The organism is Niallia sp. FSL R7-0648 (genome assembly GCF_038007005.1).
GTDB classification, from domain to species: Bacteria; Bacillota; Bacilli; order Bacillales; family Cytobacillaceae; genus Niallia; species Niallia circulans.
Genome location: NZ_JBBOWE010000001.1, coordinates 3,252,096 through 3,275,367 on the forward strand (window position 1 = coordinate 3,252,096; position 23,272 = coordinate 3,275,367).

Annotated in this window: 14 protein-coding genes, 22 tRNA genes and 3 rRNA genes; 9 read left to right on the forward strand and 30 right to left on the reverse strand. The window is 38.9% G+C overall.

The genetic code is table 11. The annotated features are described in order from the left end of the window. Positions 1 to 89: 89 nt before the first annotated feature. From NSQ89_RS15945 to NSQ89_RS16060, 24 genes are all read right to left on the reverse strand, one after another. Positions 90 to 161 (reverse strand) — tRNA-Glu (locus tag NSQ89_RS15945). 2 nt (positions 162 to 163) lie between these two features. Continuing rightward, positions 164 to 254: transfer RNA gene (locus NSQ89_RS15950), tRNA-Ser, on the reverse strand. A gap of 8 nt (positions 255 to 262) precedes the next feature. After that, positions 263 to 337, reverse strand: a tRNA-Asn gene (locus NSQ89_RS15955). 9 nt (positions 338 to 346) lie between these two features. After that, a tRNA-Ile gene (locus tag NSQ89_RS15960) sits at positions 347 to 423 on the reverse strand. A gap of 5 nt (positions 424 to 428) precedes the next feature. Next, positions 429 to 502 (reverse strand) — tRNA-Gly (locus NSQ89_RS15965). A gap of 14 nt (positions 503 to 516) precedes the next feature. Beyond that, a tRNA-His gene (locus NSQ89_RS15970) sits at positions 517 to 592 on the reverse strand. A gap of 36 nt (positions 593 to 628) precedes the next feature. After that, a tRNA-Phe gene (locus tag NSQ89_RS15975) sits at positions 629 to 704 on the reverse strand. Positions 705 to 712: 8 nt separating this feature from the next. Further along, a tRNA-Asp gene (locus NSQ89_RS15980) sits at positions 713 to 789 on the reverse strand. Between the two features lie 3 nt (positions 790 to 792). Continuing rightward, positions 793 to 866: transfer RNA gene (locus NSQ89_RS15985), tRNA-Met, on the reverse strand. A gap of 23 nt (positions 867 to 889) precedes the next feature. After that, positions 890 to 982, reverse strand: a tRNA-Ser gene (locus tag NSQ89_RS15990). A gap of 9 nt (positions 983 to 991) precedes the next feature. Next, a tRNA-Ile gene (locus NSQ89_RS15995) sits at positions 992 to 1,068 on the reverse strand. A gap of 13 nt (positions 1,069 to 1,081) precedes the next feature. Continuing rightward, a tRNA-Met gene (locus NSQ89_RS16000) sits at positions 1,082 to 1,158 on the reverse strand. Positions 1,159 to 1,180: 22 nt separating this feature from the next. Next, positions 1,181 to 1,256, reverse strand: a tRNA-Ala gene (locus NSQ89_RS16005). A gap of 15 nt (positions 1,257 to 1,271) precedes the next feature. Beyond that, a tRNA-Pro gene (locus tag NSQ89_RS16010) sits at positions 1,272 to 1,348 on the reverse strand. 8 nt (positions 1,349 to 1,356) lie between these two features. Beyond that, positions 1,357 to 1,433, reverse strand: a tRNA-Arg gene (locus tag NSQ89_RS16015). A gap of 16 nt (positions 1,434 to 1,449) precedes the next feature. Next, positions 1,450 to 1,538, reverse strand: a tRNA-Leu gene (locus NSQ89_RS16020). 9 nt (positions 1,539 to 1,547) lie between these two features. Further along, positions 1,548 to 1,622, reverse strand: a tRNA-Gly gene (locus NSQ89_RS16025). A 22-nt stretch (positions 1,623 to 1,644) separates the two neighbouring features. After that, positions 1,645 to 1,729, reverse strand: a tRNA-Leu gene (locus NSQ89_RS16030). Positions 1,730 to 1,753: 24 nt separating this feature from the next. After that, positions 1,754 to 1,829, reverse strand: a tRNA-Lys gene (locus NSQ89_RS16035). Positions 1,830 to 1,835: 6 nt separating this feature from the next. Further along, positions 1,836 to 1,911, reverse strand: a tRNA-Thr gene (locus tag NSQ89_RS16040). 25 nt (positions 1,912 to 1,936) lie between these two features. Beyond that, positions 1,937 to 2,012, reverse strand: a tRNA-Val gene (locus NSQ89_RS16045). A gap of 9 nt (positions 2,013 to 2,021) precedes the next feature. Then, positions 2,022 to 2,138 (reverse strand): 5S ribosomal RNA (gene rrf / locus NSQ89_RS16050). 268 nt (positions 2,139 to 2,406) lie between these two features. Further along, a 23S ribosomal RNA gene (locus NSQ89_RS16055) occupies positions 2,407 to 5,342 on the reverse strand. 354 nt (positions 5,343 to 5,696) lie between these two features. Further along, positions 5,697 to 7,244, reverse strand: a 16S ribosomal RNA gene (locus NSQ89_RS16060). Together the 16S, 23S and 5S rRNA genes with 21 tRNA genes alongside form the textbook arrangement of a ribosomal RNA operon. Before the next feature lie 550 nt (positions 7,245 to 7,794). On the opposite strand from NSQ89_RS16060, the gene NSQ89_RS16065 reads away from it, so the two are divergent. The 4 genes from NSQ89_RS16065 (at position 7,795) to nspC (ending at position 11,428) form a co-directional block, all read left to right on the forward strand. Further along, positions 7,795 to 8,487, forward strand: coding sequence for an MgtC/SapB family protein (locus NSQ89_RS16065; protein ID WP_047942178.1), 693 nt, complete (start codon positions 7,795 to 7,797; stop codon positions 8,485 to 8,487). A 239-nt stretch (positions 8,488 to 8,726) separates the two neighbouring features. Next, positions 8,727 to 8,802, forward strand: a tRNA-Ala gene (locus NSQ89_RS16070). A gap of 276 nt (positions 8,803 to 9,078) precedes the next feature. Next, positions 9,079 to 10,278: a saccharopine dehydrogenase family protein gene (locus tag NSQ89_RS16075; RefSeq protein ID WP_047942343.1), complete on the forward strand. Its 1,200-nt coding sequence runs from the start codon at positions 9,079 to 9,081 to the stop codon at positions 10,276 to 10,278. Positions 10,279 to 10,288: 10 nt separating this feature from the next. Further along, positions 10,289 to 11,428: a carboxynorspermidine decarboxylase gene (nspC, locus tag NSQ89_RS16080; protein WP_047942180.1), complete on the forward strand. Its 1,140-nt coding sequence runs from the start codon at positions 10,289 to 10,291 to the stop codon at positions 11,426 to 11,428. 87 nt (positions 11,429 to 11,515) lie between these two features. On the opposite strand, the gene NSQ89_RS16085 is transcribed toward nspC, so the two are convergent. The 4 genes from NSQ89_RS16085 to NSQ89_RS16100 all read right to left on the reverse strand — a co-directional run bounded on the left by NSQ89_RS16085 (position 11,516) and on the right by NSQ89_RS16100 (position 15,951). After that, a complete protein-coding gene (locus NSQ89_RS16085; RefSeq protein ID WP_053215670.1) occupies positions 11,516 to 13,237 on the reverse strand; it encodes an ATP-binding protein in 1,722 nt (573 codons plus the stop codon). A gap of 1 nt (position 13,238) precedes the next feature. Then, entirely contained in the window at positions 13,239 to 14,411 is a 1,173-nt protein-coding gene (locus NSQ89_RS16090) for a beta-ketoacyl synthase N-terminal-like domain-containing protein (RefSeq protein WP_341132913.1), read from the reverse strand. Positions 14,412 to 14,637: 226 nt separating this feature from the next. Continuing rightward, positions 14,638 to 14,871, reverse strand: coding sequence for a small acid-soluble spore protein Tlp (tlp, locus tag NSQ89_RS16095; RefSeq protein ID WP_047942182.1), 234 nt, complete (start codon positions 14,869 to 14,871; stop codon positions 14,638 to 14,640). Positions 14,872 to 14,955: 84 nt separating this feature from the next. After that, positions 14,956 to 15,951: a zinc-dependent alcohol dehydrogenase family protein gene (locus tag NSQ89_RS16100; RefSeq protein ID WP_341132914.1), complete on the reverse strand. Its 996-nt coding sequence runs from the start codon at positions 15,949 to 15,951 to the stop codon at positions 14,956 to 14,958. Positions 15,952 to 16,139: 188 nt separating this feature from the next. Here NSQ89_RS16100 and NSQ89_RS16105 point away from each other — a divergent pair, with 188 nt between their 5' ends. Further along, a complete protein-coding gene (locus tag NSQ89_RS16105; RefSeq protein ID WP_095322202.1) occupies positions 16,140 to 16,922 on the forward strand; it encodes an SDR family oxidoreductase in 783 nt (260 codons plus the stop codon). Positions 16,923 to 17,060: 138 nt separating this feature from the next. Next, entirely contained in the window at positions 17,061 to 17,810 is a 750-nt protein-coding gene (locus tag NSQ89_RS16110; protein ID WP_047942185.1) for an NADPH-dependent oxidoreductase, read from the forward strand. A gap of 251 nt (positions 17,811 to 18,061) precedes the next feature. Here NSQ89_RS16110 and NSQ89_RS16115 read toward each other — a convergent pair whose 3' ends face one another. Further along, a complete protein-coding gene (locus NSQ89_RS16115) occupies positions 18,062 to 18,430 on the reverse strand; it encodes a hypothetical protein (RefSeq protein WP_341132915.1) in 369 nt (122 codons plus the stop codon). A 123-nt stretch (positions 18,431 to 18,553) separates the two neighbouring features. Here NSQ89_RS16115 and gsiB point away from each other — a divergent pair, with 123 nt between their 5' ends. The 3 genes from gsiB (at position 18,554) to NSQ89_RS16130 (ending at position 20,685) form a co-directional block, all read left to right on the forward strand. Beyond that, positions 18,554 to 18,925 (forward strand): glucose starvation-inducible protein GsiB, encoded by a 372-nt coding sequence (gene gsiB / locus NSQ89_RS16120; protein ID WP_047942187.1) that lies wholly within the window; start codon positions 18,554 to 18,556, stop codon positions 18,923 to 18,925. Positions 18,926 to 19,453: 528 nt separating this feature from the next. After that, positions 19,454 to 20,368 carry an HD domain-containing phosphohydrolase gene (locus tag NSQ89_RS16125; RefSeq protein WP_217275771.1) on the forward strand — a complete coding sequence of 305 codons (915 nt, stop codon included), beginning with the start codon at positions 19,454 to 19,456 and terminating at the stop codon, positions 20,366 to 20,368. Beyond that, on the forward strand, positions 20,365 to 20,685 hold the full coding sequence (locus NSQ89_RS16130; protein WP_047942189.1) for a hypothetical protein: 321 nt from the start codon (positions 20,365 to 20,367) through the stop codon (positions 20,683 to 20,685). Before NSQ89_RS16125 ends, NSQ89_RS16130 begins: the two co-directional genes overlap by 4 nt. Before the next feature lie 531 nt (positions 20,686 to 21,216). Here the strand turns inward: NSQ89_RS16130 and ade are convergent. Beyond that, positions 21,217 to 22,953, reverse strand: coding sequence for an adenine deaminase (ade, locus tag NSQ89_RS16135; RefSeq protein ID WP_047942190.1), 1,737 nt, complete (start codon positions 22,951 to 22,953; stop codon positions 21,217 to 21,219). Positions 22,954 to 23,272 lie beyond the last annotated feature (319 nt).

Here is a 23,272-nt window from a genome sequence, read left to right on the forward strand (position 1 = left end):
TCATAGGTTCTCCTAGAGACTATAGAGAATTTATCGGAAAGAATCTTATAAGAAATAAAAAAACTGATAGCAAATGCTATCAGTTTTTATGACCCGTACGGGATTCGAACCCGTGTTACCGCCGTGAAAGGGCGGTGTCTTAACCACTTGACCAACGGGCCAATGGCGGAGAAGGAGGGATTTGAACCCTCGCGCCGCTTACGCGACCTACACCCTTAGCAGGGGCGCCTCTTCAGCCTCTTGAGTACTTCCCCAAAAAAAATGGCTCCGCAGGTAGGACTCGAACCTACGACCGTTCGGTTAACAGCCGAATGCTCTACCACTGAGCTACTGCGGAATATTTTTATGGTGGGCCTAAATGGACTCGAACCATCGACCTCACGCTTATCAGGCGTGCGCTCTAACCAGCTGAGCTATAGGCCCATATATGGAGCGGGTGATGGGAATCGAACCCACGACATCAGCTTGGAAGGCTGAGGTTTTACCATTAAACTACACCCGCATATTTTATTTGTATGGGGCGACTAGTGGGAATCGAACCCACGAGTGTCGGAGCCACAATCCGATGCGTTAACCACTTCGCCATAGCCGCCATTATACTTATTATTCATTTTAGATTGTACTAAAATGGTGGCTCAGGACGGAATCGAACCGCCGACACAAGGATTTTCAGTCCTTTGCTCTACCGACTGAGCTACTGAGCCATTTTATATGGCGGTCCGGACGGGACTCGAACCCGCGACCTCCTGCGTGACAGGCAGGCATTCTAACCAACTGAACTACCGGACCAGATTGCGGGGACAGGATTTGAACCTGCGACCTTCGGGTTATGAGCCCGACGAGCTACCAGACTGCTCCACCCCGCGACAATATTATAATTTAATATTTATGGAGGAGGAAGGGGGATTCGAACCCCCGCGCGGTTTGACCCGCCTGTCGGTTTTCAAGACCGATCCCTTCAGCCGGACTTGGGTATTCCTCCTCAATAATATGGTGGACCTTGTAGGACTCGAACCTACGACCGGACGGTTATGAGCCGTCTGCTCTAACCAACTGAGCTAAAGGTCCAAGATAATATGTATGGTAGCGGCAGAGGGGATCGAACCCCCGACCTCACGGGTATGAACCGTACGCTCTAGCCAGCTGAGCTACGCCGCCATCATATTAAGAATTATAAAATTGGTGGAGCCTAGCGGGATCGAACCGCTGACCTCCTGCGTGCAAGGCAGGCGCTCTCCCAGCTGAGCTAAGGCCCCATATAATGAGAATAATGGTCGGGAAGACAGGATTCGAACCTGCGACCCCTTGGTCCCAAACCAAGTGCTCTACCAAGCTGAGCTACTTCCCGAAATATAATGGCGCGCCCGAAAGGAGTCGAACCCATAACCTTCTGATCCGTAGTCAGACGCTCTATCCAATTGAGCTACGGGCGCATTAATATAAAAACAATGGTGCCGAGGACCGGAATCGAACCGGTACGGTAGTCACCTACCGCAGGATTTTAAGTCCTGTGCGTCTGCCAGTTCCGCCACCCCGGCATTGTTTTATGGAGCGGAAGACGGGATTCGAACCCGCGACCCCCACCTTGGCAAGGTGGTGTTCTACCACTGAACTACTTCCGCATCTATTTAATTGATAATAAATTGGTGCGGGTGAAGGGAGTCGAACCCCCACGCCTTGCGGCGCTAGATCCTAAGTCTAGTGCGTCTGCCAATTCCGCCACACCCGCTTAATACTATTTTGAATTTTCTAATGGTGAGCCATGGAGGATTCGAACCTCCGACCCTCTGATTAAAAGTCAGATGCTCTACCGACTGAGCTAATGGCTCATTAGATGGTGCCGGCTAGAGGACTTGAACCCCCAACCTACTGATTACAAGTCAGTTGCTCTACCAATTGAGCTAAACCGGCGTAAATATAGTTGTCCAATAATAAATGGTGGAGGATGACGGGATCGAACCGCCGACCCTCTGCTTGTAAGGCAGATGCTCTCCCAGCTGAGCTAATCCTCCATATATAAAGCCTGGCGACGTCCTACTCTCACAGGGGGAGAACCCCCAACTACCATCGGCGCTGAGAAGCTTAACTTCCGTGTTCGGTATGGGAACGGGTGTGACCTTCTCGCTATCGCCACCAGACTTTTCTCAAGACATATTTTATTATACATGTTTTTGAGATTTTTTCAAGTATAATTTTAGAAAATTATTCCCTGAAAACTAGATTATGGTAAGAAGAAAGAAACAAGTAATCATTTTGTCCAGCTCCAACGCCTATCGCCTATCAAACTTCTGATCATCTCCCTACGATAAGTCCACATCGATTCACTAACGTTCATCGTGTTTCCTTTATCTCAGTCGATGCTCCTCCAGTTTGTACGCCGATAAACAGGCGTTTCCGCTTTTCATTTTAGTTAAGTCCTCGATCTATTAGTATCAGTCAGCTCCACATGTCGCCACGCTTCCACCTCTGACCTATCAACCTGATCATCTTTCAGGGATCTTACTAGCTTGCGCTATGGGAAATCTCATCTTGAGGGGGGCTTCATGCTTAGATGCTTTCAGCACTTATCCCTTCCGCACATAGCTACCCAGCGATGCCTTTGGCAAGACAACTGGTACACCAGCGGTGCGTCCATCCCGGTCCTCTCGTACTAAGGACAGCTCCTCTCAAATTTCCTACGCCCACGACGGATAGGGACCGAACTGTCTCACGACGTTCTGAACCCAGCTCGCGTACCGCTTTAATGGGCGAACAGCCCAACCCTTGGGACCGACTACAGCCCCAGGATGCGATGAGCCGACATCGAGGTGCCAAACCTCCCCGTCGATGTGGACTCTTGGGGGAGATAAGCCTGTTATCCCCGGGGTAGCTTTTATCCGTTGAGCGATGGCCCTTCCATGCGGAACCACCGGATCACTAAGCCCGACTTTCGTCCCTGCTCGACTTGTAGGTCTCGCAGTCAAGCTCCCTTGTGCCTTTACACTCTACGAATGATTTCCAACCATTCTGAGGGAACCTTTGGGCGCCTCCGTTACTTTTTAGGAGGCGACCGCCCCAGTCAAACTGCCCACCTGACACTGTCTCCCACCCCGATCAGGGGTGCGGGTTAGAATGTCAATACAGCCAGGGTAGTATCCCACCAATGCCTCCACCGAAGCTGGCGCTCCGGCTTCCAAGGCTCCTACCTATCCTGTACAAGCTGTACCAAAATTCAATATCAGGCTGCAGTAAAGCTCCACGGGGTCTTTCCGTCCTGTCGCGGGTAACCTGCATCTTCACAGGTACTATAATTTCACCGAGTCTCTCGTTGAGACAGTGCCCAGATCGTTACACCTTTCGTGCGGGTCGGAACTTACCCGACAAGGAATTTCGCTACCTTAGGACCGTTATAGTTACGGCCGCCGTTTACTGGGGCTTCAATTCAGAGCTTCGCACTAACGTGCTAACCCCTCCTCTTAACCTTCCAGCACCGGGCAGGTGTCAGCCCCTATACTTCGCCTTGCGGCTTCGCAGAGACCTGTGTTTTTGCTAAACAGTCGCCTGGGCCTATTCACTGCGGCTCTCGCAGGCTTGCACCCGCAAGAGCACCCCTTCTCCCGAAGTTACGGGGTCATTTTGCCGAGTTCCTTAACGAGAGTTCTCTCGCTCACCTTAGGATTCTCTCCTCGCCTACCTGTGTCGGTTTGCGGTACGGGCACCCTAAATCTCGCTAGAGGCTTTTCTTGGCAGTGTGGAATCAGGAACTTCGGTACTATATTTCCCTCGCCGTCACAGCTCCGCTTATGTGGTAATGGGATTTGCCTCATTACCAGCCTAACTGCTTGGACGTGCTAATCCAACAGCACGCTTACCCTATCCTCCTGCGTCCCCCCATTGCTCAAACGATTTAAAGGTGGTACAGGAATATCAACCTGTTGTCCATCGCCTACGCTTTTCAGCCTCGGCTTAGGTCCCGACTAACCCTGAGCGGACGAGCCTTCCTCAGGAAACCTTAGGCATTCGGTGGATGAGATTCTCACTCATCTTTCGCTACTCATACCGGCATTCTCACTTCTAAGCGCTCCACCAGTCCTTACGGTCTAGCTTCAACGCCCTTAGAACGCTCTCCTACCACTGACATCATAGATGTCAATCCACAGCTTCGGTGATACGTTTAGCCCCGGTACATTTTCGGCGCAGAGTCACTCGACCAGTGAGCTATTACGCACTCTTTAAATGGTGGCTGCTTCTAAGCCAACATCCTGGTTGTCTAAGCAACTCCACATCCTTTTCCACTTAACGTATACTTTGGGACCTTAGCTGGTGGTCTGGGCTGTTTCCCTCTTGACCACGGATCTTATCACTCGTAGTCTGACTCCCAAGAATAAGTATTTGGCATTCGGAGTTTGTCTGAATTCGGTAACCCGATGGGGGCCCCTAGTCCAAACAGTGCTCTACCTCCAATACTCTAAATCTTGAGGCTAGCCCTAAAGCTATTTCGGAGAGAACCAGCTATCTCCAAGTTCGATTGGAATTTCTCCGCTACCCACACCTCATCCCCGCACTTTTCAACGTGCGTGGGTTCGGGCCTCCATCCAGTGTTACCTGGACTTCACCCTGGACATGGGTAGATCACCTGGTTTCGGGTCTACAACCACATACTATTTCGCCCTATTCAGACTCGCTTTCGCTGCGGCTCCGTCTCTTCAACTTAACCTCGCATGTAATCGTAACTCGCCGGTTCATTCTACAAAAGGCACGCTATCACCCATAAATGGGCTCTAACTACTTGTAGGCACACGGTTTCAGGATCTATTTCACTCCCCTTCCGGGGTGCTTTTCACCTTTCCCTCACGGTACTGGTTCACTATCGGTCACTAGGGAGTATTTAGCCTTGGGAGATGGTCCTCCCTGCTTCCGACGGGATTTCTCGTGTCCCGCCGTACTCAGGATACACTCAAGAGGGAACGAAGTTTCGACTACAGGGTTTTTACCTTCTACGACTGACCTTTCCAGATCGATTCGTCTACCCCGTTCCTTTGTAACTCCATATAGAGTGTCCTACAACCCCAAGAGGCAAGCCTCTTGGTTTGGGCTAATCCCGTTTCGCTCGCCGCTACTCAGGGAATCGCGTTTGCTTTCTCTTCCTCCGGGTACTTAGATGTTTCAGTTCCCCGGGTCTGCCTTCAGTACCCTATGTATTCAGGTAAAGATTCTATCCCATTACGGATAGAGGGTTTCCCCATTCGGAAATCTCTGGATCAAAGCTTACTTACAGCTCCCCAAAGCATATCGGTGTTAATCCCGTCCTTCATCGGCTCCTAGTGCCAAGGCATCCACCGTGCGCCCTTTCTAACTTAACTTAGTTTCGACCAAAGATAAGCGGCGTATCTCTTCGTCAGCTTCTTCACTCTGCTCCTCACGTACTTTCGTACGCTCCGGTGCTCGTTCGGTCGCTTCCTTGACCTACTTGCTTCTCTTTGCTCTCCAATCTTTGAAGGAGTATTCGTTTAATACGACTACTTTCAAAGAAGTAATTCTCTAAAATAGAGAATCTAAGATGGCGATTACTCGGTTTCTTTCTTGGTTCTTACATAATCTAGTTTTCAAGGAACAATCAGGCTTATTCAGCCTATCATTTTGAGGAATTGCTCCCTCAAAACTGAACAACCAATCGTCAACAATCTTTGATGGAATGTAAATTCCATTTTCCTTAGAAAGGAGGTGATCCAGCCGCACCTTCCGATACGGCTACCTTGTTACGACTTCACCCCAATCATCTATCCCACCTTAGGCGGCTGGCTCCAAAAGGTTACCCCACCGACTTCGGGTGTTACAAACTCTCGTGGTGTGACGGGCGGTGTGTACAAGGCCCGGGAACGTATTCACCGCGGCATGCTGATCCGCGATTACTAGCGATTCCAGCTTCATGTAGGCGAGTTGCAGCCTACAATCCGAACTGAGAATGGTTTTATGGGATTTGCTCGACCTCGCGGTTTTGCTGCCCTTTGTACCATCCATTGTAGCACGTGTGTAGCCCAGGTCATAAGGGGCATGATGATTTGACGTCATCCCCACCTTCCTCCGGTTTGTCACCGGCAGTCACCTTAGAGTGCCCAACTGAATGCTGGCAACTAAGATCAAGGGTTGCGCTCGTTGCGGGACTTAACCCAACATCTCACGACACGAGCTGACGACAACCATGCACCACCTGTCACTCTGTCCCCCGAAGGGGAACGTCCTATCTCTAGGAGTGTCAGAGGATGTCAAGACCTGGTAAGGTTCTTCGCGTTGCTTCGAATTAAACCACATGCTCCACCGCTTGTGCGGGCCCCCGTCAATTCCTTTGAGTTTCAGCCTTGCGGCCGTACTCCCCAGGCGGAGTGCTTAATGCGTTTGCTGCAGCACTAAAGGGCGGAAACCCTCTAACACTTAGCACTCATCGTTTACGGCGTGGACTACCAGGGTATCTAATCCTGTTTGCTCCCCACGCTTTCGCGCCTCAGCGTCAGTTACAGACCAAAGAGTCGCCTTCGCCACTGGTGTTCCTCCACATCTCTACGCATTTCACCGCTACACGTGGAATTCCACTCTTCTCTTCTGCACTCAAGTCCCCCAGTTTCCAATGACCCTCCACGGTTGAGCCGTGGGCTTTCACATCAGACTTAAAGGACCGCCTGCGCGCGCTTTACGCCCAATAATTCCGGACAACGCTTGCCACCTACGTATTACCGCGGCTGCTGGCACGTAGTTAGCCGTGGCTTTCTGGTTAGGTACCGTCAAGGTACAAGCAGTTACTCTTGTACTTGTTCTTCCCTAACAACAGAGTTTTACGATCCGAAAACCTTCATCACTCACGCGGCGTTGCTCCGTCAGACTTTCGTCCATTGCGGAAGATTCCCTACTGCTGCCTCCCGTAGGAGTCTGGGCCGTGTCTCAGTCCCAGTGTGGCCGATCACCCTCTCAGGTCGGCTACGCATCGTCGCCTTGGTGAGCCGTTACCTCACCAACTAGCTAATGCGCCGCGGGCCCATCTGTAAGTGACAGCGTAAACCGTCTTTCAGCTTTTCCTCATGAGAGGAAAAGGATTATCCGGTATTAGCTCCGGTTTCCCGAAGTTATCCCAGTCTTACAGGCAGGTTGCCCACGTGTTACTCACCCGTCCGCCGCTAACTTTAAAAGCAAGCTTTTAAAGTCCGCTCGACTTGCATGTATTAGGCACGCCGCCAGCGTTCGTCCTGAGCCAGGATCAAACTCTCCAATAAAGAGTTGATTAGCTCATTGCTAAACTCTAGCTTTTTATTACTTTTTTTGTTTTACAACATTCGTTATAAAACGATTATTGTTGACGTTTGTTTGTTCAGTTTTCAAAGAGCAATTTAGTTAGCCGCTCAAGAAGCGACTTTCCTAATATAACATCTATTAACTATCAATGTCAATAGTATTTTTAAAATTCTTTTTCGTCATTTACTTTAACATTTCGTGTTGTTTCAGCGACGGATATTAATATAACATTGTTTAAAGTTAACCGTCAATACTTTTTAAAAAAAAATATTCCATTATTAAAAAGGAGTACCATTTCTATAAGAAGAATGTTTTTCTCCAAATAACATACACTTAATTAATATTTAGTGTTTACAATAAACCGTTATAGGATATTATACTTTAAGTTTTTAAAAATCGTAGAATTGTTTTCAATAATTTCCCCTAGCACCTTGTAGCCTTGTTTAATTTCCTGTTCTTTATATAGTGAGAATTAATAATCAACCACGACACTTGACTACAATAAATTAAATACAGGAGAGGAAACATAGAATGGATATTAATATAGATTTTTTATTAAAAATAGGTATTTCCGCTGGTTTCGGATTGATCATTGGATTAGAGCGAGAAATTAAACGTAAACCTGTAGGTCTAAAAACTAGTCTTGTAATAAGTATTGTGAGCTGCTTATTAACTATTATTTCGATTGAAGCAGCCTATAAATTTCCTGGTAGCGATCAAGTTAATATTCAAATGGATCCGTTACGTTTACCGGCTCAAATTGTTTCTGGGATCGGTTTTTTAGGTGCTGGAGTTATACTGAGAAGAGGAAATGATAGTATTTCTGGATTAACTACAGCAGCTTTAATATGGGGAGCAGGAGGCATAGGGATTGCAGTCGGAGCAGGATATTATATAGAAGCTTTAATTGGGGTTGTCCTTCTATTAATTAGTGTTAAATTTATACCATTTTTCATGAGTATGATTGGTCCTCGTCAGTTGAGAGAAAAAGAAATTAAAGTAAAACTAAAAGCTGACCAAAAGGAAAATGTCTCAACTATTATTAAGGCGATACGTAATTTAAGAACAGGAATAAAACATATACGAATTAAAGATTTAGAAACGGGAGAACATTCTATTTACCTTATTATCATAGTTGATCAAAAAAGAGAAATAACAGATGTTTATAGAGATGTTTCTGACATTCATGGAGTGAAAGAAATTGAAATAGAGAGTTTAAATTAATTTCAATCATTAAAAAGGAGAAGGTTCATATACCCCTCATTTGAACCTTCCTTTATAGGTATAGAAATTTCCTTACATATTATTCCTTCATTAACTTGAAATTTTTCAGTATACTCATTTTCAATAAATTCTGCTAATCTTTTAGTTTTATAAAGGGTTCTATTTATTCCAATCCAATAATTCATTCAACCACTTGAAGTTTTTATTTAATTTTGTATAATGTATATAGATATTATTATGGGGGCTTAGCTCAGCTGGGAGAGCGCTTGCATGGCATGCAAGAGGTCGTCGGTTCGATCCCGATAGTCTCCACCATATTTTTCATAACCTAACGGCGATAATAGTCGTTTTTTTTATTTTATTTTCTAAAAGAGAGCAAGCTATTCTCTGAGAGGTTTCCTCTTAATCCCACAATAAATCATTTGTTAGCCCCCTCCTTTTCTTCCCTAATTTTACAGCTGAATTTCCTGTCTATAAATTTTCATTAAATTTTTTTTATATTTTACTGGATTATATAGATTATTTGACGCACATTATGTATAATCAGCCTTATTGAAATTTTTTAGGTAGTATTAAAGGAGGTTATTCATGTTGGGAAAAGCATTAATTATTGGTGCTGGCGGAGTGGCAAGTGTTGTCGCACATAAATGCTGTCAAGTACCAGATGTATTCGAAGAAATTTGCATTGCAAGCAGAACACTTTCAAAGTGTGAAGCAATTAAAGATAAAATTGATGGTGGCAAAACAAAGGTTACTGTTGCTCAAGTTGATGCTGATAAAACAGAAGAAGTAATCGAGTTAATCAATAGCTTTAAGCCAGAAATAGTAATCAACGTTGCATTACCATACCAAGATTTAACTATAATGGATGCGTGTCTAGCTACTGGGGTCCATTACTTAGATACTGCAAACTATGAACCACCTGAAACAGCTAAATTTGAATATAAATGGCAATGGGAATATAAGCAAAAGTTTGAAGAGGCTGGCTTAACCGCGCTCCTTGGAAGTGGGTTTGATCCTGGAGTAACAGGTGTTTTCACGGCTTATGCACAAAAACATCATTTTGATGAAATTAATTATATAGATATTGTTGATGCTAATGGCGGAGACCATGGCTATCCATTTGCTACAAACTTTAATCCAGAAATCAATATTCGTGAAATTACAGCGAACGGAAGATATTGGGAAAACGGCGAATGGATTGAAACACCACCACTTTCTGAAAAAAGAGAATATAATTTAGACCAAATTGGCCCTAAAAACATTTATCTTTTATACCATGAAGAACTAGAATCATTAGCAGTAAATATTAAAGGACTTAAGAGAATCCGTTTCTGGATGACTTTCTCTGATAATTATCTAAACCACTTAAAGGTTCTTGAGAATGTTGGAATGACATCTATTGAACCAATTAATTATGAAGGAAAAGAGATTATCCCATTACAGTTTTTAAAAGAAATTCTCCCTGATCCTGCATCACTTGGACCTAGAACAAAAGGGAAAACCAATATCGGCTGTATCATTCAAGGTACAAAAGATGGAAAGCCTAAAACTTATTATGTATATAATATTTGTGATCACCAAGAATGTTATCGCGAGGTAGGATCTCAAGCAATCTCATATACAACTGGTGTTCCAGCGATGATTGGTGCCATGCTTATCATGAAAGGCCAATGGAAGCGTCCAGGCGTATACAATGTAGAGGAATTTGATCCAGATCCATTCATGGATGCATTAAATAAATATGGATTACCATGGCAGGAGAACTTTTCTCCAACTCTTATAGATTGAGAGGAATGAAATGAAAAAGATTGACTTTACAAAAGCTCCATCACCAAGTTACGTAGTGGACGAGCGTCTTTTAACAAGAAACTTAGAAATTTTACAGTCTGTACAGGAACGTACAGGGGCAAAAATTCTACTTGCATTAAAGGGGTTTTCCATGCACTCTGTATTTCCTCTAGTAGGTAAATACTTAGCAGGAGTAACATCCAGTTCGTTATTCGAAGCTAGACTTGGCTATGAGAAAATGGGAAAAGAAGTACATGCATATGCACCTGCATATGCAGAAAGCGAATTTGATGAATTACTTCAATATACAGACCATATCGTCTTTAATTCGCATAGTCAGTGGAATCGATTTAAAGATAAGGTTCAAAAAGCGGGGAAGAAAATTGATGTAGGTCTTCGAATCAATCCTGAATACTCAGAAATTGAAACACAGCTTTATAACCCATGTGCTCCTTATTCTCGATTTGGTATTACCTTAGATAACTTTAATCCAGAAGAATTAGATGGAATAGATGGACTTCATTTTCATACGATGTGTGAGCAAAATTCGGATACTTTAAAACGCACGATAAAAGTAGTCGATGAGAAGTTCGGCGAATATATAAAAAAAATGAAGTGGATTAATTTTGGTGGAGGACACCATATTACTCGTCCAGATTATGATATTGAAACTTTAGTTGAATCTATATTATTTATAAAAGAAAAATATAATGTAGATGTTTATTTAGAACCAGGCGAAGCCATTGCATTGAATACAGGTTACTTAGTATCCACTGTCCTTGATATTGTTCATAATGGAATGGATATTGCTATACTTGATACATCAGCAACTTGTCATATGCCAGATGTACTTGAAATGCCATATCGACCTAATATTATTGATGCTGGGAAGCCTGGTGAAAATGAATATACCTATAGACTTGGCGGTATGACGTGCTTAGCCGGAGATGTTATTGGGGATTATTCTTTCAAAAAACCACTAAAGCCTGGCGATAAAATTGTATTCTGCGACATGGCCCACTATACAATGGTTAAAAACCATATGTTCAACGGCGTTAATTTACCTTCTATTGCTTCTTATAATGAAGAAGAAGGCTTAAAAGTTGTTCGCCAGTTTGTCTTCGAAGATTACAGTAATCGCTTATCTTAATTGAAATGATTCAAAAAGCGGATGTTTAAAAGGGGTTTTCCCCTTAAACATCCGCTTTTTATTTGTTACGCAACTCTCTATACATCTTTAAAGAAAACACGGTAAGACAATGGTAACTGCAGTTCCCCATCCCTCTTTACTTTTCACTACCATATCTCCTTTATTTTGCTTGAGAAGCTTTAAACATATCGTTAAGCCTATGCCAGTTCCTTTTTCTTTGCTTGTATAATACGGTTCTCCAATCCTAGCTAGTCTTTCTTTACTTATTCCGTCTCCATTATCAATTATTCTAATTCTACAAAAATCATCTTTTTGGTCGAGTATTGCTTTTACTTTCCCTGTTTGAGGTTCAATTGCCTCTATACTATTTTTCAATATATTTAATAAAACTTGTTTAAATTGAGAATTATCAATTGAAGCTATTATTTCTTTATTCTCTCTATTTTCTAAGATGATCTCTTTATTTTGTTCATTAGCCAGGGCATGAAATAGGACTTTTAGATTTTTTAATTCTAAAAATGCTTTTGTAATCGGAAGAGCATTATTATCATTTTCTTTCGCCTCAGGTTTACTTAGTATAAGCAACTCTTTTAAGACTTCATTAATCCGATCAATTTCATCCAGTAATATCGTTTCATAGCCAGAAGCATCGTTTTTTTCCTTCAAAAGCTGGATAAACCCTCTAATAGTTGTCAACGGATTTCGAATTTCATGGGCAACACTGGCAGCCATCTCTCCTACCACTTTTAATTTTTCAGAAGAAATCATTAGTTGTTCATTATGCTTCTGATCCGTAATATCATGTCCAAAATAGATATGATATTCTTCTCCAGTACTATGTATAAGTTCCTTTTTCCCCCATATAATAAAATAGTTCTTCCCGCTGCTATCGACAAATCGATGCGGTTCGTCTGTCTCCATATTAATACGTTTTTCTATATAAGAAAATGGACGCCCTAACCAATTATTGTTTTCAAGCGATAATAGCTTTAAGAAGGAAGGATTCATTTTTACTATTTGTTCCTTCTTATTTTTAACTAATAAATAATTCGGGTTTATATCCATAATAGCTTCGAGTAACTCACTTTGCCTCGATAACTCTGCATTCATATTATTCAGATGTGTCGATTGCATTTGAAAAAAGCTTAAAAATAAAATAACTGCCGCTATCAAAGAGTTAAAACTAGAGAAAAATAATGGAATAAAAATAAAACCACTAAATACACCATTAATATAGATGATTAAAACAGCGATTACAAATTTGATATAAAAGCTTTTATAAATGGGATCCCTAATTTTAAAGGAAATCACCAATAAAATGATAGTGTTCAAATATAATAAAACAATATTTAAGATGAATAATACATTCCACTTTCCGTAAATAGGAAGAATATACTTAGAAGAAAGTAAATTTCCATCCATAACAATAAAATCCTTCACACCAAGGCTAGTAAAATTAATAAAATAGGCAAATAAACTATATAAAATTAAAACGTATAAAAATGGCTTATTAAACAATACTCTAAATCGTTTAAACTCTTTATGTTCACTTACTAAATAATATGAAAAATAATACATAACTGGCATTATACAAATAGTTCCTAGCCGGAATATTTTAAATAAGAGTTCAATTGTCCCCTGACTTAAGAAATCTCCTGCATATAAAACTGCGATATCCATTTGCCAGAAGGAGAGCATACATAAGAAAAGAGATAAGGCTTTTGTTAATTGAGACTGTGAATAAAAAATAATAGTCACAGAAATAATGAGTGGGACTAACGAAACCATCAATAATAATATAGCTTCCACTTTATGCTCCTCCTTTTGTTATCATCGCGCACCCATTATTTCCTCCATATCCATGTGCTGTTATTAAAACGCGATCAACATCTTCTGTAATTAGCTGTGTCACTATTGGATAATCTCGATAATAATCATTTATTTCCTGACTTATGGTTGCAGGAATAAAGCTTTTTTTGATACTTATTAAAGAAGCTATTATTTGAAAAAGCGGCGAAACTCCCATTGCATGCCCGACCGTTCCCTTAATGGATGTAATAGGAATCTTAGATCCTGCAAAAAACCTCTTATATACACCGATTTCAATATGATCATTTTCCATTATTCCTAAAGCTTGACTATTTATGTAGGTTGGCATATTCTCTTGTAAACATTCAGCAACTGCTTTTTCCATAAGCAAACCTGTTGAGTCTGACTGAAAAGGAGAGATAGCGTCCTGTGTTACACTTGTAGCTTCTACTTTTCCTAATATGGATGCATGACGCTGAATGGCTACTTGCTCATTTTCAACAATTAAAACACCTGCTCCTTCCGAAATCGAAAATCCTTTCCCACCTGAAAATGGCCCAAAAGAGGGTTGAGGATTATTTCCAGCTTGTAAAACACGATGTGGAAGGAACCCTTTTATTATAGGATCACAAATTGATTCATCACTAGCACCAACTATGCAAACATCAATTTGATTTGACTCAATTAATATTCTCGCTAAATTTAATGCATCTATACCCGATGTACAACTATTTGCCAATGATAATGCTATACCATTTAACTGCAAATAAGCACTAATGCTAGAAGATAGAGAATTAGCATTCATATTTCCAATAGTATAAGGAAAAAGCCTCTTGCCTTTTTCCAAAGAAAAAGTGGCTTTACTGATTTCTGCTAAGCCACCAGCCGAAGAACCGACAATGACCGCTGTTCGATAGTCTCTAACGCTTATATTGGCCTGTTCTATTGCTTCTTTACATGCATGGAGAATCATACGAACAGGTTTAGACATTTTTTCTTGCCTTTTATGTACCTTGTTTATTTGCTCTTCCCTCACTCTACCTGTGTATATGTATTTCCCTTCATATTTCTCCTGTTTCAACATACTTTTATTACTTTGAAGCACTGTCATAAACTCTACTATATTGGAAAATCCTGCTCCTATTATTCCCATTCCAGTAATAACTGCTTTCATCTTAATTCTCCTATAAAAGTATTCATATATATATTACTATGAAAATCGTTTTACAGCAGTAAATTCCGAGAAATTTCTAAATTGCCACAAAACAAATAAAAAACTGCACGAAAGTATTTCCACCTTATAAGATAAATTGGCTAATTTCTTCGAGAACAAAATAATTAGCTTTATTCTATCCTATAAAGTTAAAATCTAACGTGCAGCCTATTCTAATCCTTTTTACTTACTGATACCCATTTTCTCTATCAGATGCTTCATCTTGGATTTCTTCTCTAAACGACTGAACTGCAGCTTCTCTTCTTTTATTCTTTTGTTGAATCATTTCTTTTTCATCAGAACTCGCATTTACCAGCGTTTCTTCTGCTTTATCGATATTTTCTAACGTGTTTTGTACCATGTCCTGTAATTTTTCTACATTATCAGAACGATTATCAGGGTTTGGCTTTTGATAACTCATGATGATTCCTCCTTCCTAATACACTACGTATGTATTTTGGTTATCTACGGAATTTTTTATACAAAGCTTCTCAACAAATGTAACCTACCATTTATTAACAAGAACTACTTTTCCAACAGCTTTGCCTGATTCTAAATATTCATGCGCTTTACTAATTTCCTCGAAAGAAAATGTTTTTTTATCAAGTAGTGGTTTTAACTTATTTTCTTCTACTATCTTCGTGATATTGCGTAAAATATCCCCATGCTCTATTCGCGAATCCTCATTAAGCATCTTGAGAAGCATAAATGTTACATGTAACGAAAGCCCCTTTGAATGTAAAGGAGTTAAATCATGTGTTGATCTGGCAGCAATGGTTAAGACACTTCCATTTAAAGCTGCTGCTTCAAAGGATTGGTCTAGATTTCTACCGCCGACAGTATCAAAGATCAATGGATAGCCTTTTCCATCCGTATATTTATCAATATATTCTTCCACCGACACATCTCGATAATTAATAATATGATCTGCACCTATTTTTTTAACAATCACTTGCTTTTCTATGGTTGAAACGGTTGTAGAAACAATAGCTCCGGCCCATTTAGCGAGCTGAATGGCAATATGGCCGACCCCGCCTGCTCCACCATGAATAAGGATATTATCTCCTTTCTTTAATCCCCCCTTAGTAAACAATGATTCCCATGCAGTTATCCCAACAAGAGGGATTGCAGCTGCCTCTTCCATAGTGATATTTCTTGGTTTATGTGCTAATAGTCGAGAATCAGCAATCATATATTCAGCCAATGCACCTTGTAATCCCTTAAAACCGCCAGCACATCCATATACTTCATCACCAATTTGAAAGGATTGTACCGCTTCTCCTACTTCTTCAATAACGCCTGCTACATCTCCGTGTAATATAGCGGGAAAAGACGGAGAAACACCTGGTACTGCTCCACTTCTCACTTTAATATCAATAGGATTGACACTAGTAGCTTTTACTTTTATTCGGACTTGGTGTGGCAATAAATCAAGTGTTTCTATTTCCTTCAACTTAAATACCGTAGACTCACCAAATGCTTCAATTATCATCGCTTTCAATGAAAATCATCTCCTTTCTCTCCATATTACCGAATATAAACGATTTTTTCGAAAATTTAGTATTAAAATTTTAATTATTTACTTACCAACTCATAAAACGTTTCTATTTCATTAAAAATGGATATTAGTATCTTATATCTATCATAATAACAATATCATTATCGATATTGATCGAGGAGGATACTAAAATGAAGGACCTTAAAAATAAAGTAGCGATAATTACCGGGGCAGCTTCCGGGATTGGAAAAGCAGCAGCCATCTCACTTGCAAATAAAGGAATGAAAGTAGCACTAGTAGACTTAAATGCTGATGAGCTAGAAGAAGTGAAAGCAACGATTAATAAAAAAGGTCAAGAAGCGATCTCATTAGAAGCCAATGTCGCAGAGCCTCCTTCCATTCAACAGGCTATTGAGGAAACCGTAAAAAAATGGAATAGAATAGATACAGTTTTTATTAATGCGGGAATTAACGGGGCAGTGTCTTCTATTGAAGACCTGACACCCTCTGAATGGGATACAACCATTGAAACAAATTTGAAAAGTACATTTTTAACTGTTAAATATAGCATTCCCCATATGAAAACCAATGGTGGCAGTATTATTATAACAAGCAGTATTAACGGAAATCGCATTTTTAAAAACTTCGGAATGTCTGCTTATAGTACATCGAAAGCTGGACAAGTGGCATTTGGAAAAATGGCGGCATTAGAATTAGCCCAATACAAAATAAGAGTCAATATGATCTGCCCTGGAGCAATCGATACAAATATAGAAAAGAATACTTTTAAAGATGAAGAACACTTAAAAGAAATAACTATCCCTGTTGAATATCCAGACGGGAACCAACCATTGTCCCAGCAATCTGGAAGCGCTCAACAAGTAGCTGATCTAGTTTATTTCTTAAGTTCTGACTTATCTAATCATATTACTGGTACAGAAGTATATATAGACGGCGCTGAATCTCTCTTATAAAATTCAAAAACCTGCCTATTTTGTTATTGGTAGGTTTTTTTATGCTAAAAAGTTGTCATGACTCTATCTGGCTCAATGAGATATTTTTTCTTTTCGCTATGCTAAAATAAAGAAAATACGAAAAAGGAGAATCACTAGATGAATGAAATCATACAACATTTAAAAAAACATCGATCTTATCGTAAATATCAAGATAAAGAAGTAAGTTTGGAATCACTGCACTCAATTATGGAAGCAGCACAAAGTGCCCCTTCTTGGATTAATGGACAGCATGTTACAGCCATCTTGGTTCGAGATAAGGATAGAAAGAGACATTTAGCTGAATTATGCGGGAATCAAAAGCATGTTGAAAATGCTCCGGTCTTCCTCATCTTTTGTGCTGATTTCTATCGAGCAAAGTTAGCTAGTGAAATGGAAGGAAAGGAGTTTAAAGCAATCGATGATGTTGATACGCTCTTAATTGGGGCTACGGATGTTGGTCTGGCCATACAAAATGCCATTACTGCTGCCGAGTCACTCGGGTTAGGAACAGTTCCCATAGGAGGTATTCGTCGGAATTCTTTAGAGGTAATTGACTTCTTGCAATTACCTAGCTATGTCATACCAATTGCTGGACTCTGCCTTGGATATCCTGATGGGGATCCCGGATTAAAACCTAGATTACCTTTACAAGGTGTTCTTCATGAAGAAAAGTATGATAGAAATCAACAGGAAATGCTTGAAAAATATAATCAAACATACAGCGAGTATTTAAAGAACAGAGGGGAAACCCCAGTGGGATGGACCAATCGCATTGCAAACTTTTATGATAAATCCTACTACCCAAGTAATGCTAAAATGATTAAACAACAAGGATTCCTAGCGAAAGATATGCAAGATAACAATTAAAATGAAAGTAGCTATTATTAAAATGGTTCTCATATACCCGTTTTGTAATAGCTATTTTCTTTATTTTATTTAGGGAAACTTATTCCAAAAGTAGTCCCTTTTTCTAACATATGCACTATCCATTTCGCGTTAGAGAGGCAAAAACTTCTTAATTTATCCTTAAAATACTACCCTTTCTTTCATCTAAAAAAGGCAGCTTTCCTCTCCTTCAATAAAAGGAAAAGGAATAACTGCCTCTTTTTTATACCAGTTTAGATTACTTCTGGAAGAATAAAATAATTCGCTAGTTTAGCATTTACATGTGTCTGCCAATGATGTAATGGTACTCCATTCTTCCCTAATATTTTATAGGCATGAACCCACGCACTCATCTCTGCGTTGACACGATAAGACCAATCATGCAACCATTTATCATGATCGAGGTCGCCATTGACATAATCAATAACATGGCCAATTTCATGTGCAAGTGCATAGATATTTTCCAATGAAAATTGATAAGGAACCGTTATATACATATTTGTATTAAAACTAATTTTTTTTGTCGAATCATATACAACTTTGCATCCTAATTCTTCAGCAACCTCTACTACTTTCATAAATTTTTCTCTCGTAACTTTCATTCACATTTTCCCCTTTACCAAAATTTTCTATACCAAAAAATATATATTTATGTTTATTATGTTCAAATTCGGCTATATAACCAATGTAACGTTAATTAAAAATCTTTAATAGGAGTGATAGAAATGGCAGACAACAAAATGAGCAGAGAAGAAGCAGGTAGAAAAGGCGGAGAAGCTACTTCTAAAAATCACGACAAGGATTTTTATCAAGAAATCGGACAAAAAGGTGGACAAGCTACTTCTGAAAACCACGACAAAGAATTCTACCAAGAAATCGGTAAAAAAGGTGGAGAAACCACTGCTGAAAACCACGACAAAGAATTCTACCAAGAAATCGGTAAAAAAGGTGGAGAAACCACTGCTGAAAACCACGACAAGGAATTCTACCAAGAAATCGGTAAAAAGGGTGGAGAAGCTACTTCTGAAAACCACGATAAAGACTTCTACCAAGAAATTGGTCGAAAAGGTGGAAATTCACGTAACGACAATAATTAATAGATACAGAAATATCCACTCACCCATAGTAGGATATGGGTAACAACCAAGTGGAAATTCCACCAAAACTAGTTAAATAACTAAAGTAATGAAGGATAAAAACTGAGAAACAACCATTTAAGTGGCTGACCTGTACAAGATCAATTCTTTGTATTAGGTCAGCCCTTTTACATTATTATATTATATATTATTCAGAAAAGTTATTCAAAGATTTGATTTTGATTTTTGTTAGCACTTAATAAATAACAAACTCCTTTTTCCCGTTTTTAATTCTTTCCATATTATATCTTTGTTCAGATAATTTGTAATTTAATGCTATTATTTCCATACAACATTTGTTACAATATTTTTGTTGAGTTTTACAAATTTCGATAATCTACTCTCTTTAACACGATAAATATAATATAATCTAATATACCTATTAAAATAACATTATTTATGATTTAAAATAACTATAATTGAGATTTTTATAGATTATATTAATCTATTTTTATTGTAAATAGAGAGAGGGAGTAAATCGTGGGCATCATGAATGCAGGTGAGTTTATAGAAACCGTTTATTTTAAAGGTCTCCAAATTTCGTTAATGGCCGCTGGAGATGGAACCGAAGTAATCTATCATAAATTACAACCCGGTTCTAGTTGGGCACTTGGCCCGGAAGAGAATTGGACTGGTCTTGAATTTATATATATACTCTCTGGAAAATTACTTTATCATACGGATGAAAGAACAATCGAATTAAGTACTGGACAATCTTTCTCTGAGAGTCCCATAATGAAATTCACCAATTTTTATTCTCAGGAAGAAACTGAGTTTATATATGTAACAAGTCAGCCAGTTTTTCATAATTATAGCAAACTTTCTAAAGATTTAATGGAATTAGCCATATCTATTGAGGAGAAAGATGGCTATACCGTTGATCATTGTGAAAGAATTAAACATTATTCCATGTTGGTGGGAAAAGCACTAGAATTGTCCACTAAACAAATTACACTGTTAAATCTCGCCTCGTTTTTTCATGATGTTGGAAAGGTTAGAGTCCCATTAGAAATTCTTCAAAAACCTAGTAAGTTAACTAGTGAAGAATGGGAGATTATGAAAAAACATACCACATTTGGAAGACAGTTATTAGAAGAAGCGAACATCCCTCTATTAAATGAAATTGCATTAATTGTTGAACAGCATCATGAAAGATATGATGGAAAAGGTTATCCAAAAGGTCTGAAAGAAGATGAGATTACCATCGAATCTGCAATTATATCAGTTGTTGATTCCTTTGATGCAATGACTACAGACAGAGTATATAAAAAGGGCAAATCTGCCGAAGAAGCTTTTCAAGAAATTTTAAATAACCGGGGTACTATGTATCACCCTAAAGTGGTCGATACTTTTATAGCACTAAAAGAAGAAATAATTAAATATGAAAAAGGAGAGAGCTTATGAAAAAATTAGTATGGAGTTTATTAGCTGTAGTATTAATTGTATCCTTTCAAGTAAAGCCTGCTGAAGCTGCTTACCTACCTGAGTATGACAAATACATCGAAGTCTCTTATGATCAAGCAAGACAAATTGCAGATGCACTTGGACTCAAAAATGTACCACTAGGTGAACAAACTGCCCAGATTTCTTTTGATGTTCAAGAAAAAGTTATCGCGAAAATCGAAAAAATCCTTGGTAAAGAAATTGACCGTTACTATATTTGGTTAACAGTTAACGGCGAAAAAGTCCTCGGAATTGACCCTCCAATTCCACAAGCTTAATACAAAAAAGCATCGAAGGCATAATCGGTTTCGATGCTTTTTTATCCTTATATCCTAATAGCCTTTACTTAGACTTCCATATTTACGTAAAATTAATAAGTAACTTTATCCATCCAAAAAAAGAAATCCATAATGGGATACTAATAATGACTCCCCATTTTAGTCCATTAAAAAAGTTTGTTTGTTCTTCCATCGTTATCCACTCCTTATTAGTAAGTAGATCTATACATTTATTATATCAGAAAACGCTTTCATTATTACTGATTTTCTTATAACCTCTATGCTTATATTATTAATTTGTATACCTTTATAAAATTATTCTCTATTTTTAGCAAGTTTAAACATACAATTTTTAACTAACATGGATAATATCGTAATTTTTAACCACTGCCTTAATTTTAGGTATGAAAAAAACCCGAAATCTCTTTCGGGTAAAATATATTTTAAGAGGGGAAACTCTTAACCTGTTTATAGAATACCGAATAATTATGAACAAATAATGAACAAAAGATTAAAAAATAAAAAAATCTATTATAAATTAAGGGATATATCTTTATAGGAAAATGATTGAAAGTCGAATAGTCCTTTATCTGTTAATTTCAAGGCAGGAATTACCGTTAATGATAAAAAAGATAAAGTTAAGAATGGATTAAAGGTATCATACCCTTGCAGAATTTGGACCTTATGATTTAATATTTTTAGTTGTTCGTACACGGTTAAATAATCTTGATCAGAAATCAATCCAGCTATTGGTAAGGGAAGTGTCGCTACAACTTTACCTTCTGATACTACAACGATTCCTCCCTTTATTTCTTGTAACTCTTGAATAGCAGATAGTAAATCAGCATCGTTTGTGCCAACTGCAACAATATTATGGGAATCGTGAGAAATGGTCGTGGCTATTGCACCTCTTTTAAAGCCAAATCCTTTCACAATCGCTTTTCCAATATTCCCAGTTTGATGATGTCTCTCGACTACTACAAGTTTTAGTTGATCCTTTTCTAATGATGGCTGAAAATAGCCATCTACTACTGGTACTTTTTCGATTACTTCCTTCGTTACAATACTATTAGGAATAATTTCGATTATATGGCATCTCTCAGAAGTTAATGGTAGCTTTAAGTCAGCTGATGACACTTTTGCACAATTTATTGTCGGTAAATTCGTACCCAAATAGGATGGTTTGAAGCGTTCCACTTCTCTTCTTAATTTTCCCTTTTCCACCACACATTGACCATTTCTATATACACTATGAATGGAAAATTCCTCAAGATTATCTAAAAGTAGAAAATCTGCGCGGTAACCTGGAGAAACTGCCCCGATCGAATCTAACTGAAAACATTCGGCAGCATTAATGGTGGCCATTTGAATAGCAATAATCGGATCTAGTCCTTCTTGTATCGCTAATCGTACGCTATGATTTACACTCCCCTCTTCCACTAAATCATCTACCAATTTATCATCTGTTACAAACAAACATCTTCGCGAATTTCTCATTGTTATTGCAGGTAATAAAGCCTTTAAATCTTTCGCAACCGTTCCCTCTCTTATCATCAGATACATTCCTAAATCTAACCGATCTTTTGCTTCTTGTAGTGTGGTTGCTTCATGATCATTTCGAATTTCAGCTGCGCTATATACATTTAATTTCTCTCTTTCAATTCCAGCAGCATGACCATCCATTAAACGATTTTGTTTTTTTGTCAAAATAAATTTATCTATCATATCTGACTGCGTTTCATAAACAGATGGAAAATCCATTATTTCTGCTAAGCCAAGTACTCTATCATGTGAATAAAAGGGTGCTAAATCCTTTGCATATAGTGTTGCTCCATTTGAATCCTCTGGAACTGCAGGAACACAAGATGGTAACATGACACGAATATCTATCGGAAGATCTTCTGATGCATCCAGCATATATTGAATCCCCGCTGCCCCTGCCACATTTGCAATTTCATGCGGATCTGTGATAACAGTCGTTACACCATGCAATAATAATATTTTGGCAAATTCTTGCGGTGTAAGCATACTGCTTTCTATATGTACATGGCCATCAATGAGGCCCGGAACGATATATTTGCCTTCGGCATCAATTATTTGTTTCCCTTTATAGCTTCCAATTCCTGCTATTCTATCATCTGCAATTGCTACATCCCCATCCATTAGTTCACCTGTAAAAACATTAACAATTTTACCATTTGTAATTACTATATCAGCTGGCTCTTTTTTGGCAGAAATTCTAATCCTTTTCTCCAATTTAGCTCTCAAGTCTGAATCCCCCTTTTTTTATTCTGAATATTCACATTTTTAAAATTAAGCCACTACCACTTGAAAAGAATGAAACTATTTTATAATTTCTTAAAAACTCTACTATAAAGAACTTTATTTCCTGAAGTAAATCAAAGAATAACCAAAATAGAAAGGGTATAATGAAGAATTATTTACGAAAGCTAGATGATAATAACTTAACTTAAATATATTTTTATTATTTTAATATATGTTGGTTTAATTTTCAATGAGTAAGAGTAATAAAACATATACATGCTTTCTATATTCCTTAAACAAAATATAAAATTAGTGGTAAGAT